This is a genomic window from Diplocloster agilis, from assembly GCF_019042275.1.
GTDB classification, from domain to species: Bacteria; Bacillota; Clostridia; order Lachnospirales; family Lachnospiraceae; genus Diplocloster; species Diplocloster agilis.
Genome location: NZ_JAHQCW010000011.1, coordinates 1 through 15879, shown reverse-complemented (window position 1 = coordinate 15879; position 15879 = coordinate 1). Strand labels below are relative to the sequence as shown.

Annotated in this window: 12 protein-coding genes; all 12 read left to right on the top strand. The window is 42.9% G+C overall.

Annotated elements, in window-relative coordinates:
- The first annotated feature begins 15 nt into the window (after positions 1-15).
- Complete coding sequence (locus tag KTH89_RS08410) at positions 16-2043, top strand: glycosyltransferase family 2 protein (protein ID WP_158346154.1); 2028 nt, start codon at positions 16-18, stop codon at positions 2041-2043.
- Between the two features lie 11 nt (positions 2044-2054).
- Positions 2055-4028, top strand: a complete 1974-nt coding sequence (locus tag KTH89_RS08405) for a glycosyltransferase family 2 protein (protein ID WP_158346152.1) — start codon at positions 2055-2057, stop codon at positions 4026-4028.
- A 641-nt stretch (positions 4029-4669) separates the two neighbouring features.
- Positions 4670-5065, top strand: coding sequence for a GtrA family protein (locus tag KTH89_RS08400; protein WP_158346150.1), 396 nt, complete (start codon positions 4670-4672; stop codon positions 5063-5065).
- A gap of 67 nt (positions 5066-5132) precedes the next feature.
- A complete protein-coding gene (locus KTH89_RS08395; protein WP_158346148.1) occupies positions 5133-6605 on the top strand; it encodes a glycosyltransferase family 2 protein in 1473 nt (490 codons plus the stop codon).
- A 31-nt stretch (positions 6606-6636) separates the two neighbouring features.
- Positions 6637-7593, top strand: a complete 957-nt coding sequence (locus KTH89_RS08390) for a glycosyltransferase family 2 protein (RefSeq protein ID WP_158346146.1) — start codon at positions 6637-6639, stop codon at positions 7591-7593.
- 50 nt (positions 7594-7643) lie between these two features.
- On the top strand, positions 7644-8759 hold the full coding sequence (locus KTH89_RS08385; RefSeq protein WP_158346144.1) for an LCP family protein: 1116 nt from the start codon (positions 7644-7646) through the stop codon (positions 8757-8759).
- A gap of 134 nt (positions 8760-8893) precedes the next feature.
- Positions 8894-10309 (top strand): undecaprenyl-phosphate glucose phosphotransferase, encoded by a 1416-nt coding sequence (locus KTH89_RS08380; RefSeq protein ID WP_158346142.1) that lies wholly within the window; start codon positions 8894-8896, stop codon positions 10307-10309.
- A 30-nt stretch (positions 10310-10339) separates the two neighbouring features.
- Positions 10340-11455 (top strand): LCP family protein, encoded by a 1116-nt coding sequence (locus KTH89_RS08375; protein ID WP_158346140.1) that lies wholly within the window; start codon positions 10340-10342, stop codon positions 11453-11455.
- A 122-nt stretch (positions 11456-11577) separates the two neighbouring features.
- Positions 11578-12498 (top strand): glycosyltransferase, encoded by a 921-nt coding sequence (locus KTH89_RS08370; RefSeq protein ID WP_158346138.1) that lies wholly within the window; start codon positions 11578-11580, stop codon positions 12496-12498.
- 100 nt (positions 12499-12598) lie between these two features.
- Positions 12599-14425, top strand: a complete 1827-nt coding sequence (gene glmS, locus KTH89_RS08365; RefSeq protein ID WP_158346136.1) for a glutamine--fructose-6-phosphate transaminase (isomerizing) — start codon at positions 12599-12601, stop codon at positions 14423-14425.
- Between the two features lie 42 nt (positions 14426-14467).
- Complete coding sequence (locus KTH89_RS08360; protein WP_158346134.1) at positions 14468-14710, top strand: DNA-directed RNA polymerase subunit M; 243 nt, start codon at positions 14468-14470, stop codon at positions 14708-14710.
- Entirely contained in the window at positions 14685-15596 is a 912-nt protein-coding gene (galU, locus tag KTH89_RS08355; protein WP_330656662.1) for a UTP--glucose-1-phosphate uridylyltransferase GalU, read from the top strand. Before KTH89_RS08360 ends, galU begins: the two co-directional genes overlap by 26 nt.
- The last annotated feature ends 283 nt before the right edge of the window (positions 15597-15879 follow it).

Here is a 15879-nt window from a genome sequence, read left to right as displayed (position 1 = left end):
GAAAGAGTGAAGAAAATGTTTATACAATGGTTCAGATATTGTAATATACTAGTGTTAATAAACTTGTTAAAGCAGGAAAAGTCATTACTAAAAAAAATATGCAATCTAATATATATTTATGAAGAAAGTAAGAAAAAAAATGAATATTTGGGTTGGTTATTACAAAAAAGTAAAATAGAAAGGTATAATTTGTTTTATAATAAATTTAAATATGAATTTATATACTATGATAATAAAGAAAATGAGGATAATAATAGAATAATAGATTTTGATATTATTAATAGTGATTATATTGTTTTTGTAAATAAAAATGGGAAAATAAGTAAAGAATTTAAAAGAGTAATAAGTAAATATATAAGTAAACATAAAGATTCCCAAATCATATATACTAATGAAGATGAGATATCAAGTAAAAAAGAGTTAATAAAATATAAAAACCCATTTTTTAAACCTGAATGGTCGATAGACACACTAATTTCATATATGTATTTTGGATCATGTATAATTATAAAAACAGATTTTATAAAAAAATATTTTAATACTTATACGATTAAGAGTAGGGCTGACATTTATCAACTATTATTAAGTTTAGTATGGCATAAACCGATTATAAATAGAGTAGAAAAAATATTATATCACTATAGTGATTTATCGAATTTATTGAACGAAAATTGCATTTTTGAAATAGCAAATGCTAAATATAGATTTTTAAATCATGATATAAATCAAAAATGTTTGTTACAGTTAGAAACAAATACTAAATGTTATCTTCCAATATATGAGCATAATATAAATGATATGGTTTCTATCATTATTCCGTCCAAAGATAACGCGTCAATTTTAAAAGTATGTATATTATCGATCTTAAAGTATACTAAAGACTTAAAATATGAAATAATAGTTGTTGATAACGGAAGTAATAAGTCGTGTAGAAAAGAAATAGAAGACTTATCGTTAGCATTTAATTTTAAGTATTATTATGAACCTATGGAATTTAATTTTTCAAAAATGTGTAATTATGGTGTAAAAAAATCCCAAGGGAATTTTATTTTATTTCTTAACGACGATATAGAAGTCGTACAATATAATTGGTTAAATATATTAATAGGACAGGCGAAACGGCCGTGGACAGGGGCTGTAGGTGCTAAATTATTATATCCAGACAAAGAACATATACAGCATATAGGTATAACTAATGGATTAAATGGTCCAATTCATAAATTGGCAATGTTTCGGGATGATAAAGATTGGTGTTTTGGCCGTAATCATCTTTTGTACAATTATATAGCGGTGACGGGAGCCTGTTTAGTTATAGAAAAGGAGAAATTTATTAATATTGGCGGATTTGATGAAAAATTAAAAATACGTTATAATGATGTTGATTTAGGTTGGCGTTTATATAAAAAAGGTTATTTTAATGTTGTGAGAAACGACGTTGAACTAATTCATTGTGAATCTATAAGCAGAGGTTTGGATAATGATAATAATCAAAAACTAGAGCAACTTAAAATAGAGAAAAATCTATTATTTCAGAATCATAAAGATTTTTTAAATCACGATCCGCTGTTAAGTGAGAATATTGTTCAAAGCAAGGCTGGCTTTGATCCAGATTACTGTCAAGACTATGACTTGAATAAGACAAATAATATCCGTAAAAGTAATCTAGTAATTAAAAATCAGTGGATTGATGATTCTATTAACTTATATATTGAAAAAGTAATTGATAATAAAGAATTGATATATATTGAGGGGTGGAGCTTTTTAAAAAGTCATGATAATTCATTTTATAAAAAGCAAATAATATTGAGAAAAGAACCTAATTTTAATACGGCACTAATTGCTTCTGTATATTTTAAATATAGAAATGATATAGTTGACTTATATAAGGCCGAAAAAAATATAGGATTAAGTGGATTCATATGCAAAATTCCTAGAGAGCTAATACAAAAAGATATTAAGTATAATATAGGCATACTTTATACTGATAAATTAAATAAAAGAAAACGATTTATAGCATCTAATAATCAGATTTTAGTAAAATAAAGGGTGAACTTATGAACGAAACGAAGACCGATTTAAGTTACTACTATAAATCTCTCTACGAATCAGAACAAAAAAAAGTAGAAGATTTAGAATCTCAGCTGGAAGAATCCGAAAAAGAAATAGAAGAGCTTAAATTTCATCTCGACCGCATAAAAAGCAGTTTTGTGTGGAAGCTTTCCAAGCCCTTTCGAGGTGCTCTGCATGTATATGAACGCACCCGTGACCGCCTGCGCCGTTATGGAAATGTAAGGGGGATTTTGCGCAAAATACGCAGCAAAATGCGGGAAAAGAAAGCGGCATCCCGTATCCACGGTACAAAAAGTTTTCCCAATCCCGAAGAAGCCCAGCGGCAGCAAAATGAGAAGTTCTCCAGGGACATCAAAATAAGCATATTAGTTCCCTTATATAACACTCCTGAAAATTTTCTGCGTGAAATGATCGACTCTGTCATTTGGCAGACTTATCAAAATTGGGAATTATGTCTTGCAGACGGCAGTGACGATGCACATAAATATGTGGGTGAAATCTGCCGGGAGTATCAAAAGGATTCCAGAATCAAATATAAAAAAATTACAGAAAATCTAGGTATCTCCGGCAATACCAACATATGTCTGGAATTAGCCACAGGGAACTTTATCGGCCTTTTCGATCATGATGATATACTACACCCCTCCGTATTATATGAAGCGGTAAAGGTCATTTGTGAAAAAAATGCAGACTACGTTTATACGGACGAAGCTACGTTTGAGGGGAAAAATATCAATAACATGATAGTTCTTCATTTTAAACCGGATTATTCGATTGATACGCTTCGTGCGAACAATTATATATGTCATTTCTCTGTGTTTGATGCGAAGCTATTGGACAAAACCGGATTGTTCCGCAGCGCTTATGACGGCAGTCAGGACCATGACCTGATTCTGCGGCTGACAACTGCTGCAAAAAATGTGCAGCATATACCGAAAATACTCTATTACTGGCGTTCGCACAAAAATTCCGTAGCTTCCGACATCAATGCAAAAACATACGCAATAGATGCGGCTAAGCGGGCTGTACAGGATCATCTGAAGCAATGCGGCCTGGAGGCTAAGATTGAAAGCACCAGGGCATTCCCGACGATATTCAGGTTGAAATATAAGTTGACAGCGGAACCGTTGATCTCAATATTGATACCAAATAAAGATCATAAAGAAGATTTATCACGGTGTATCGACTCGATCCTAAATAAATCCACCTATCAGAACTTTGAAATCATTGTAATAGAGAATAACAGCACGGAATCAGAAATATTCGATTATTATGAGGTGATCAAAAAGCATCCTCAAATCCAGGTCGTTACCTATAATGGAGAATTTAACTATTCCGCGATTAACAATTTTGGAGCCTCATTTGCCAAAGGAGAGTATTTGTTATTCCTGAATAATGATGTTAAAGTAATCACCAGAGAGTGGATCGAAGAATTACTGATGTATGCGCAGCGTCCGGATGTTGGAGCGGTTGGTTGTAAACTGTATTATTCGGACAATACCATACAGCACGCCGGGATTGTAATCGGTCTGGGAGCCCACCGGGCGGCCGGTCATACTCATTACAAAGAGCCGAAACAAAATCTTGGCTATATGGGAAGACTTTGCTATGCCCAAAATGTAACTGCGGTAACGGGCGCATGTTTATTGGTGAGCAGGAGTATCTATGATGAAGTGGGCGGCTTGGACGAATCTTTTGCAGTTGCTTTAAATGATGTAGATTTCTGTCTTAAAATCCGTAAAAAAGGTTATTTAAATGTATTCACGCCTTTTGCGGAGCTATATCACTATGAATCAAAATCCAGAGGCCTGGAAGATGACAAGGCCAAAGCAGAGAGATATAATGAAGAAACCGCCAGATTCAGGGAGAGATGGAAACAGGAACTGGAAGCGGGCGATCCCTATTATAATAAGAATTTCAGTCTGGATTACTCGGATTATTCACTAAAATTAGAATAGAGCAAAGATAGAAATGTATCATAGCAATGAAATAATTCCCCGATTTCTTAATTGAAAGTTGGGGGATTATATTTTCCTTTAAAGTTCGCAGGATTAAAGATATAATACTTAGTGTGTAAATCCCATCTATGAAGGTATACATACTATAGTGTCAGCATATCTTGTCGGAAATTATATGGTCTGTTAAGCGTAGTAAGCTATATAGTAGGACGAGATAAAACATAGCCCCTGTATTTAAATATAAACAGTACGTGAAATTTATGTAAAGTTAATCAAAGCTTTTGGGATACGCCATCATAACTACTTGGAACACTTTACTAAACACTTTAAGTATTACTATAGAAAAGCCAACTATTGAAATTATTTAAAAGGAATGCTATACTGGAACCCAAATAAGGTATCTAAATTTATTGTTAAGCCTAGTACACAAATTTATACTATCAATAAATGAATATAGGGTAAGTAAAACTTCCTTGCCAATATAAAGGCAGGGAAATTTTTATGAGACAGATAGTATTAGTAGGAATATAAAATAAATGAAATATAATTATAACTGTCAGCATAAAAAGTAGCCCATATACTATTTTCAAAGTTTAAATTATAATATCAATGTAATGTAGATACTGGCAAGGAGTAAGCAAATGAAAAAGTTATTCACCCAATTAATTCGTTTTGGAATAGTAGGCGCTATCGCATTCTTGATCGACTATGCAATTATGATAGCATTGACCGAACTTGCAGGTATAAATTATTTGGTTTCAAGTGGTATATCCTTTACTATATCGGTTATTGTAAACTATATACTCAGCATCACCATTGTTTTTAAGCCTAAGAAGGATGCTAACAAAACGAAGGAATTTATTATATTTGTATTTCTTAGTGTTATTGGTTTGGGACTTAATCAGCTTCTGATGTATATTCAGGTGGATATACTAGCTATATTCTATATGTTGGCAAAAATTGTTGCGACAGCTGTCGTCATGATCTACAATTTTATAACGAGAAAATTGTTTATTGAAGACCATACAAAAGGATAAGCTTTTATAATCAAACAGCATCCAACATCACATAAGGAAAGATATTATCAAATATGAGGAACACCCAATGATCCAAAATATCAAAAAAACCTGGTACTACTTCAAACGCAATGGTTTAGCTGCGGCCGTAGCAAAAGCATCTGAACAGATATCCCAGCAATCATCAGAACGCGGCTACCAGGTCTGGCTGGCAAAGCATCTGCCAACCCCGGAACAATTAAAAATACAACGGCAATACAAATTTACAAACCCAATCACATTCAGCATTATTGTCCCCACCTACCGGACGAATCCTGTATTCCTAAGGCAGATGGTAGATTCTGTGCTGGACCAGACCTATCCGCAATTGGAGCTTTGTATCGCCGACGGCAGTCCGGACGACAGCGTTTCGGATATTCTGAAAGAATATCGCGATTCCCGCATCCGGTATCAGCGCCTGGCTGAGAACAAAGGAATTTCCGGCAATACGAATGCCGCCTTTGCCATGGCCAACGGGGATTATATCGCCCTTCTGGATCACGATGATATTTTGACGCCGGATGCGCTTTACGAAATGGCAGCCGCGGTGGAGGCAGACCCAACGATTGACATGCTCTACTCGGACGAGGACAAAGTATCCGCGGATCTCAAGCAATATTTCAATCCGCACTTCAAACCGGATTTCAACCCGGAACTTTTACGCACCAATAATTATATTTGTCACTTCCTGGTGGTAAAAAAAGATCTGGCTGCCTGTGCCGGACATTTTCGGCCTGAATATGACGGAGCCCAGGATTACGATTTTATATTCCGGTGTTCGGAACAGGCGCGGAATATATATCATATCCCAAAGATTTTGTATCATTGGCGCTCACATATCGATTCCACCGCGGCTAATCCCCAGAGTAAACTATATGCTTACGAAGCGGGAAAGAGGGCCTTGGAGAGCCATCTGCAAAGAATGCAAAAGCAGAACAATTCAGGTAAACCAAGTGATCAGAATAAATCCAAGGATATAAACTTAAAAACCGAAGTATCCCACACCTCTCATCTGGGATTCTACCGTGTCCAATATATTCCGCTCTCCGGTTCGCATACGGAACAGTGCTATATGCATATTCGTGATGCAAAATCTCTAAAACCGCAAATACGGACCGAAATCCAACAGGAACTGACTGCAAACTGCATGCGTCCGGAGGTAGGGATCGTCGGAGGTAAAACCTTATACCCGGATGGCCGGGTCTTTCAGGCCGGTCTGCGGCGGACGAAAGAGGGAACCTACGAACCCGAATTCCAGGGACTGAAAAAGCGTTATTCCGGCTATATGCACCGGGCGGACTTACAGCGATGCGCCGACTCCGTTTCTTTTGATTGCTTTGCCGTAAAAAGGGAACTTTTAAAACAACTGGGAATCAGTCCGCAGGATCTGAAGACACAGGAGGATATCAACCGGCTGTGCGGGAAAATCAAGGCGGCCGGATATCTCGTAATTTTTACGCCATATGCTTGTATCAGAATGAAACATAGCGGTATGATACATGACGAAATGGAGCATATATGATTCAAAGCAGGTAGAAAGGCGAATAACGAACATGAAAAAAGTATCGATTGTGATACCAAACTACAACGGAAAAAATTATCTGGATACCTGCCTGCGCGCCGTATACCATCAAACCCTACCGGATTTGGATGTAATCGTTGTCGACAACGGCTCCACAGACGGCAGCCAGACTTTTATACGGGAGAACTATCCGCAAACGCGGCTCATCGAACTGGATGACAACTACGGTTTCTGCCGTGCGGTAAATGAAGGAATCCAGGCGTCAGACACAGACTATGTGATCCTGCTTAACAACGATACGGAAGCGGCGCCGGATTTTGCGGCGGAACTGCTGAAGGGGATCGAACAGTCCGCGGATATATTTTCCTGCGCCGCGAAAATGCTCTGCTTTCACCAAAGGGATGTGATTGACGACGCCGGGAATCTGTATTGCGCCCTCGGCTGGGCTTTTGCCAGAGGAAAAGGAAAAGCTGCGGACAAATTTAACCGTATGGAAAATATCTTTGCGGCATGTGCCGGAGCAGCCATATACCGAAGAGCGCTGTTTGAACAGATAGGACTCTTTGACGAAGCCCACTTTGCGTATCTGGAGGACGTGGATATCGGTTACCGCGCCCGAATTATGGGCTGCCGCAATCTCTACTGTCCGGACGCGGTCGTATATCATATAGGAAGCGCTACCACCGGTTCCAGATATAATGAATTCAAGGTGCGCTATGCGGCCAGAAACAGTGTCTACCTGGCTTATAAGAACATGCCTCTACTTCAGCTGTTATTGAATCTTCCGCTTCTAATTCTGGGATATCTGGTAAAAACAGCATTTTTTACCTCTAAAAAAATGGGCAGAGAATATCTGATTGGCATAAAAAACGGTCTTTCTATGTGCCTGAAAGGGCAGAAAGTGCGATTTTATTGGAAAAATATCCCGAACTATGTTAAAATCCAAATAGAACTGTGGGTAAATATTGTCAGAAGAGTGACATCGTAACTGCCCTTTGAAAAGCTGAGTAAAAAAGTACAAAGGAGAGGCATAGGAACATGTCCGATTTACAAAGTAACCCCAAGGATTGTGAAGATAATTCAGACAGGAAACAAAACAAAAAGTTCCGAAAATACCGCATAGCGTTAACGGTTGCCGTATGCATTACCCTGGTGCTGCTTGGCGGCGCACTGTATGTAAATTCCAAACTCGACAAACTTCAAAAAGACAAAGATTTCAAATCCACTGATGTACAAATTAATCAGGTGCCGGCAGAGGTTCAGGAGTTTATGGATGGCTATACGAACATCGCCATATTCGGCCTGGACGATGAAGACGGCAAAGGGAACAAGGAAAAAGGAATCCACAGCGATTCGATCATCGTGGCCAGCATCGACAATCAGACGAAACAGGTGAAACTGGTTTCCGTTTACCGGGACACTTACCTGAACCAGGCGGATACCAAAGACAGCAGTAAATACCACAAAGCCAACAACGCCTATTTCCGCGGGGGCGCAAAACAGGCGGTAGATATGCTGAATCTGAATCTGGACCTGGACATTGAGGACTACGTGGCGATCCAATACGATGCCATAGTGGCGGTGGTGGACGCCCTGGGCGGTGTGGAGATCAATGTGGAGGAAGATGAAATCTTCCATATGAATAATTATATCATCGATGTGTCGGATGTTACCGGGAAGCGCACCCAGGAGATACTGGAACCAGGTCCACAGACCTTGGATGGAGTACAGGCCTCCGCCTATGTCAGAGTCCGCTATACCACCGGAGATGATTTTAAACGCACGGAACGGCAGAGGCTGTTAATATCCAAAATCGCTGAAAAAGCCCAGTCCGCAAACCTGCCCACTATTTTGTCCATAATTAATAATGTGTTCCCGATGATCAGGACCAGTCTGGATAAGGATGAAATTATCAGTATGGCCAAAGATGCAGGGGCCTACAGCATTGCGGACACCACAGGTTTTCCGTTTGACAAGAATCCGGATGCCCATGTTGGGAGAATGTCCTGTATCCTGGTAGATGATCTGGTGCAGAATGATAAACAGCTGCATGAATATCTGTTTGAAGGGGAGAGTTACACCCCTTCCGCGGAAGTACTCAAGATCAGCGCGGAATTAAAAGACGTATACAATAAAGACGTTGCGAAGAAATGAAATCCTGTGTTTCCATCATAAAGGAAGTCATAAAATGTTTTAATACTTGCCCTTTTGGGAAAATTATTGTATTATATGAGTTACGGCAAGTTGGCAGAAGGAAAATACTGCCTTTTGAGAATGGGTGATAACCATTGATTAAGGATAATCAGAAGTATTTCAATAGATTACATGTTTTGGTCGACGCGTTGGTTGTGGCCGGATGTTACTCACTTACGTGGTTTATCCGCTTTAAGACAACGCTGGGACTTATGCTATTTGGACATCCCGGGGAATACCTGCCGCCGAGCCAGTATTTTGTGGTTCTGTTAGCGTTGGTACCGGGATATTTGCTGCTGTATTTTGCGTTTAATCTGTATACGTCGAAGCGGGTACAGGGCCGGCGGCTGGAATTTGGCAATATTGTAAAGGCCAATACGATCGGTCTTTTTCTGCTGGTCATGATTCTGTATTTCAATAAGCAGATGGATTTTGCCCGGTCCGTCATTATTACGTTTTATTTTATCAATATCGTGGTGGAGTCGTTGGTCCGGAACCTGATTCGGGTGGGACTGCGCAAGATCCGTAAAAAAGGCTTTAATCTTCGGCATATTTTGCTGGTGGGTTACAGCCGGGCGGCGGAAGAATATATCGACCGCATCAAATCCAATCCCCAGTGGGGTTACGTGGTCCGGGGGATTCTGGACGACAATGTGGAACGCGGCACCATGTACAAAGGTGTGAAAGTAATCGGAAGAATTGATAATCTGCTTGTCATTCTCCCTGAAAATAAATTGGACGAGATTGCGATCACGCTGGGACTGGATGAATATTCCAAGCTGGAGAGGATCGTAGGTCTGTGCGAAAAATCCGGAGTGCATACGAAGTTTATACCGGATTATAATAATATCATACCGACCAAACCGTATACGGAAGACCTGCTGGGGCTTCCTGTGGTCAATATCCGTCATGTACCGCTGACGAACACGTTTAATATGATGGTGAAAAGGGCCATGGACCTGGCCGGTTCCATATTGGCAATTATTGTTTTTTCACCGGTCATGCTGTTTACCATCATCGCGATTAAGATGACATCTCCGGGTCCTCTTGTTTTTACACAGGAGAGAGTCGGCCTTCATAATAAAAATTTTCATATGTATAAATTCCGTTCTATGGAAGTTCAGAAGCCCAACGAGGAAAAAGGATGCTGGACTGTTCAGAACGATCCCCGGGTGACGAAGGTCGGCCGGGTGATCCGGAAACTCAGCATTGATGAGCTGCCCCAGTTATTCAATGTGCTAAAAGGCGATATGAGTCTGGTCGGTCCCCGGCCGGAGCGGCCGTTTTTTGTGGAAAAATTCCGGGAAGAGATACCCCGTTATATGGTAAAGCACCAAGTCCGGCCGGGTATGACCGGATGGGCGCAGATCCATGGCTATCGAGGCAACACTTCGATTCGGAAACGGATCGAATATGATTTATATTATATAGAAAACTGGACAGTGGGCCTGGATATTAAAATACTGTTTTTGACAATATTCAGGGGATTTGTAAACAAAAATGCGTATTAAGCCGCGCAGGGAAGGAATGGTTACGAAATAATGGCAAATACTAAAGCATCACCGAAACGCAAAGGAAGCAAAAAGGCAAGAAGAAGACGGAGGAGGATCCTCCTTGTAATAGAAATCTTAGTTTTACTGATTTTGCTGGCCGTTCTGTTTGTCGTGTCGAAACTGGACAAAATTCAACAGGACAAAGAATTCAAAGGCGAAGATACGCAAAAGAATGAATTGGCCGATGAAGTGCAGGAAACTTTGGATGGTTATACCAACATCGCGCTGTTTGGACTGGATTCCCGGGAGAGCGGCAACCTGGATAAAGGCAGTCACAGTGATACTATCATGGTTGCCAGCATCAACAACAAAACCAAAGAGGTAAAATTAGTCTCGGTATACCGTGACACCTATTTAAACCAGGCCGACGGAAAAGACAGTTACCACAAAGCAAATCAGGCCTATTTCACCGGCGGTCCCAAACAAGCCGTGGATATGCTGAATCTGAATCTGGATTTGAAGATTGAGGATTACGTAACGATCGACTGGGCGGCGTTAGTAGCCGTGATCGATGATCTGGGCGGGATCGATATCGATATCCAGGAAGATGAGATCATCCATCTGAATAATTACACGGTCAGCGTATCGGAGGAGACCGGCGTAAAAACCAACAAAGTGACTCAGCCGGGCTTACAGACCCTGGATGGAGTGCAGGCCACCTCATATGCCAGAATCCGGTACACCGCAGGCGATGACTTCAAACGTACCGAGCGCCAGCGCCTGGTGCTGACCCTGGTGGCGGAAAAAGCCAAAAAAGCCAGCATCGGAACCCTTTCCAAAATAGTGGACCATGTATTCCCCATGATCAAGACAAGCCTGACCTATTCGGAGATAATCGCTATGGCAGGGGACATCACCGCATACAGTGTCGGTGAAACGGGAGGTTTCCCCAGCGACCACAGTACAGGTTCGGTGGGCAAGATGTCTGTAGTTTTTGCAAATGGTCTGGTTGAAAACGATAAAACCCTCCATGAATTCCTCTTCGACGGTGAGAATTACACCCCTTCTAAAGAGGTACAGAATATCAATGATTACCTGATTAAGAAAACAGGGAAAACACCAACGCAGAGTTCCGGACAGAGTGAAGCCGGGGCGGAGGAATAACGTGCAGATTTCCTATATACATTGAAGCGATCGACCAAAGGGGGCCATTTAGGCCCCCTTTTGCCGGTTGGCAGAATCCGATTTCTTAAATCAAGTGGACAAAAAGGGAGAAGTTTGCTAGAATGATCACTATGAAAGTAGATGTAATAATACCGACTTTTAAGCCGGATGAAAAATTTCGAAGATTATTGTTTATGCTCAGCAAGCAGAGTATCTCTTTTTCCCAGATTATAATTATGAATACGGAAGAGGCATGGTGGAATCCCGGATTTTGCGAGGGCATAGATCGGATTCAGGTTTATCATGTCCCCAAAAAGGATTTTGATCACGGAGGGACCAGAAATCTGGCCGCTCACAGGTCTGACGCGGACATTATGGTATTTATGACACAGGATGCGGTGCCGGCCGATGAATATCTGCTGGAACGGCTGGTGGAGCCCTTTGCAGATGAGCAGGTTGCGGCCGCTTACGCCAGGCAGCTTCCGGATGAACATTGCGGAGAGATCGAGAAATATACCCGGCAGTTTAACTATCCGGAGGAAGACAGGAAAAAGACGCTGGCAGATTTGGACGAGCTGGGCATCAAGACCTTTTTCTGCTCAAATGTGTGCGCTGCATACCGCAGGAGCACGTATTTCCAACTGGGCGGTTTTGTAAAGAAAACCATATTCAATGAAGATATGATTTATGCAGGTACACTGATCCGGGAAGGGTACGCGGTCAGTTATGCTTCAAAGGCGCTGGTGATACATTCCCACAACTACGGCTGCCTGACTCAGTTTAAGCGGAATTTTGACTTGGCCGTGTCACAGCAGCAGCATCCGGAGGTGTTCTCCGGGGTACGTTCCGAATCGGAAGGGATTCGCTTGGTCAAACAGACGGCCGGGCATCTGCGGCGCATTCACAAGCCATGGCTGATTGTGAAGCTGATTGTACAAAGCGGATTTAAATTTATGGGATACCGGTTTGGGAGAAATTATGAGAAATTGCCGAAAGGCGTTGTCAAACTATTTACCATGAATAAAGCTTACTGGAACGGATGAGAAACGAGAAAGGTATGACGGGGCTTTTACAGGAATAGATTTACTTAGAATAGTTACGTTACTGCAGTATGGAAAACGTCTTTAGAGGAGGAAGAAAACTATGTGCGGAATAGTTGGTTACACCGGAGATGAGCAGGCGGCACCGATCCTGCTGGACGGACTGGAAAAACTCGAATACCGGGGATATGATTCGGCCGGAATCGCGGTTTTTGACGGAGAAAAGATCCATATGGCGAAAGCGGCCGGGAGATTGAAGGTATTGAGCGAGCTGACCCATGACGGGAAGGAGCTTCCGGGCTTTATAGGCATCGGACATACCAGATGGGCCACCCATGGGGCGCCCAGCGATACCAATGCCCACCCCCATTGTAATAAGGACCAGTCTATCGTGGTAGTGCACAATGGAATTATCGAGAATTACCTGAAGCTTCGCAAGAAGCTGGAGAGCAAAGGCTATGAATTCCGGTCCGAGACGGACACGGAAGTGCTGGCCCATCTTTTGGATTATTATTATACCGGAGATCCCGTGTCCACGATCATCAAGGTGATGCATCGCGTGGAAGGCTCTTATGCTCTGGGCATTCTGTTTGAAAAGCATCCCGGTGAAATGTATGCGGTCCGCAAAGACAGCCCTCTGATTGTTGGAAAAGCCCAAAACGGGAATCTGATCGCCTCCGACGTGCCGGCGGTCTTAAAATACACCCGGGAAGTCTGTTTCATAGAAAATGAAGAGATCGTAAAGCTGACCGGTAATGAAATGCATTTTTACAATGTGGATGAGGAAGAGATCACCAAGGAATTCCAGACCATCGCCTGGGATGTCAGTGCTGCGGAAAAGGGCGGATATGAGCATTTCATGCTAAAGGAGATGTATGAGCAGCCAAAAGCGGTGAGCGACACCTTAAGCCCCAGAATCAAAGGAAATAGGATCGTCATCGAAGAATTAGGGATGTCGGACGAGGAGATCCGGTCAATCCGTAAGATCTATATTATTGCCTGTGGTTCCGCCTTCCACAGCGGGATGACCAATAAATATGTCTTTGAAGGCCTGGCCCGCATACCGGTAGAGGTGGATCTGGCCAGTGAGTTCCGTTACAGAGACCCGATCTTTGAGCCGGATACGCTGGTGATTATTGTAAGCCAGTCCGGCGAGACCGCAGACTCCCTGGCGGCGCTGCGGGAAGCCAAAGCCCACGGGGTACCGGTATTGGGTATTGTCAATGTAGTGGGAAGTTCCATCGCCCGTGAGGCTGATCACGTGATGTATACCTGGGCCGGCCCTGAGATCGCTGTGGCGACGACAAAGGCCTACAGCACGCAGCTGATTGCCCAGTATCTTTTGGCATTGAAGTTCGCCCAGGTGCGCGGAACCGTCACCGACGAAGAGTTGGAAGAAATGATCCAGGACTTAAAGGAGCTGCCGGATCAGATCGAGATGCTCCTGAACAACAAAGAAAAAATTCAGCATTTTGCAAACCGCTATATTGCGGCCCGTGACGTCTTCTTTATCGGAAGAGGGATTGATTATGCGATTTCCATGGAGGGCTCTCTGAAATTAAAGGAGATCTCCTATATTCATTCGGAAGCCTATGCGGCCGGTGAATTAAAGCACGGAACCATATCGCTGATTGAGGACGGTACTTTAGTGGCGGCTGTGCTGACGCAGGAAAGCCTCTACAAAAAAATGATCAGTAATATCGAAGAGGTCCGCACACGGGGAGCCTTTGTACTGGCCGTAACAAATGTGGGCAATCATGAAGTGGAAAAGACGGCGGACTATGTAATCTATATACCGAAAACAAACCGGTATTTTACCAATTCCCTGGCGATCATTCCATTACAGCTGTTCGGATATTATGTGGCAATCGGAAAAGGCTGCGATGTTGATAAGCCGAGAAATCTGGCAAAATCCGTGACGGTGGAGTAGGGTAAACCGCACAACCAGAGGAAAGTATGGAGTAGAATACTAATGATTAGAGTTTATGTCTGTCCAAAATGTGAAGCAATAAAAGTTGGTTCCAGAAGGAAGAAAGTGGTTTGTTACTATTGCGACGAAACACCCATGCTCATCACGGAACTGGAATTTCTGGAATATTCGGAGATGCTGCCGGAGGAAAGACAGGAATATGCCAGAGAGTGGATGAAAAAATATAGAGAGAAGAAAAAAAGCGTAAAGGAGAAGGAACATGCAGATGAAGAACAAAAGGGTTAAAAAGGCGGTGATCCCGGCGGCAGGGCTGGGAACCAGATTCTTGCCGGCCACCAAGGCGCTCCCCAAGGAAATGCTCCCCATCGTGGATATTCCGACGGTTCAGTATATCATTGAGGAAGCCGTGGCCAGCGGAATCGAAGAGATTCTGATTATCACCAACTCCAATAAGCACTGCATGGAGAATCATTTTGACAAATCGTATGAGCTGGAGGACCGTCTGGCGGCCTCCGGGAAAAAAGCCGAGGTCAAAATGATCAATGATATCGCAAACCTGGCGGATATCTATTATGTGCGTCAGAAGGAGCCGCGGGGTCTGGGACACGCAATCATGTGCGCGCGTTCCTTTATCGGGGATGAGCCGTTTGCCATTCTGCTGGGTGATGACGTGGTGGTCAATAAAGGCGGAACCCCGGCTCTTGGACAGCTGATTGACAGCTATTATAAAATCGGAGCGTCCGTAGTCGGTGTCCAGACCGTGGCAGAGGATCAGGTAAGCAAGTATGGTATCGTGGCGCCGGATCCTTCCCATAAACAAAAGGGCCGTCTGTGCAAGCTGACCGATATGGTGGAAAAACCGAAGAAAGAAGAGGCTCCCAGCCAAATGGCGGTTCTGGGGCGCTATGTACTGACTCCTGAAATCTTTGAGCTGCTGGAGACCCAGGAAGCGGGCGCGGGCGGAGAGATCCAGCTTACCGATGCCATAAAGCGCCTCATGGATATCCAGGCGGTGTATTCTTACGATTTTGAAGGAATCCGGTATGATGTGGGCGACAAGTTTGGCTTTATCAAAGCTACCATCGACTTTGCTCTGGACCGCCCGGAATTAAAAGATGACGTCATGAAATACATTCTGGAAGTAGCGGAAAAGGCGAAAGCAGTGAAATAGCCGGTACGAAAACACGGCAGATCCGGCGGAGAAAATCAGGGGTCCGGTGCCACGCTCCGAGGTTCTTCCTCGGGTTTGGGTATGCCCGCTGCTTAAGGGGCGGTGTGTGTCGGTGTCCCGGAATGCTCCGGGCAGCCGGATTCTTTTGTGTCTCCCCTGGAGCGCGGAGGGCTTACGCCGGCACCCGCTAAGTGGAATCGAAAAGCCGGGTTCAGGAACCGAGCCTATTCACCAGGAACACGTGATGTGTTCCCGGTTCAGAGGCTCTTGCCCGTCGGACGTG

Excerpts from the sequence above, each read along its gene's own strand:
- KTH89_RS08385 (WP_158346144.1), top strand. The coding sequence starts at position 7,644 with ATGTCCGATTTACAAAGTAACCCCAAGGATTGTGAAGATAATTCAGAC.
- KTH89_RS08410 (WP_158346154.1), top strand. The coding sequence starts at position 16 with ATGTTTATACAATGGTTCAGATATTGTAATATACTAGTGTTAATAAAC.
- KTH89_RS08375 (WP_158346140.1), top strand. The coding sequence starts at position 10,340 with ATGGCAAATACTAAAGCATCACCGAAACGCAAAGGAAGCAAAAAGGCA.
- KTH89_RS08390 (WP_158346146.1), top strand. The coding sequence starts at position 6,637 with ATGAAAAAAGTATCGATTGTGATACCAAACTACAACGGAAAAAATTAT.
- KTH89_RS08400 (WP_158346150.1), top strand. The coding sequence starts at position 4,670 with ATGAAAAAGTTATTCACCCAATTAATTCGTTTTGGAATAGTAGGCGCT.
- KTH89_RS08370 (WP_158346138.1), top strand. The coding sequence starts at position 11,578 with ATGATCACTATGAAAGTAGATGTAATAATACCGACTTTTAAGCCGGAT.
- glmS (WP_158346136.1), top strand. The coding sequence starts at position 12,599 with ATGTGCGGAATAGTTGGTTACACCGGAGATGAGCAGGCGGCACCGATC.
- galU (WP_330656662.1), top strand. The coding sequence starts at position 14,685 with ATGCAGATGAAGAACAAAAGGGTTAAAAAGGCGGTGATCCCGGCGGCA.
- KTH89_RS08395 (WP_158346148.1), top strand. The coding sequence starts at position 5,133 with ATGATCCAAAATATCAAAAAAACCTGGTACTACTTCAAACGCAATGGT.
- KTH89_RS08360 (WP_158346134.1), top strand. The coding sequence starts at position 14,468 with ATGATTAGAGTTTATGTCTGTCCAAAATGTGAAGCAATAAAAGTTGGT.
- KTH89_RS08405 (WP_158346152.1), top strand. The coding sequence starts at position 2,055 with ATGAACGAAACGAAGACCGATTTAAGTTACTACTATAAATCTCTCTAC.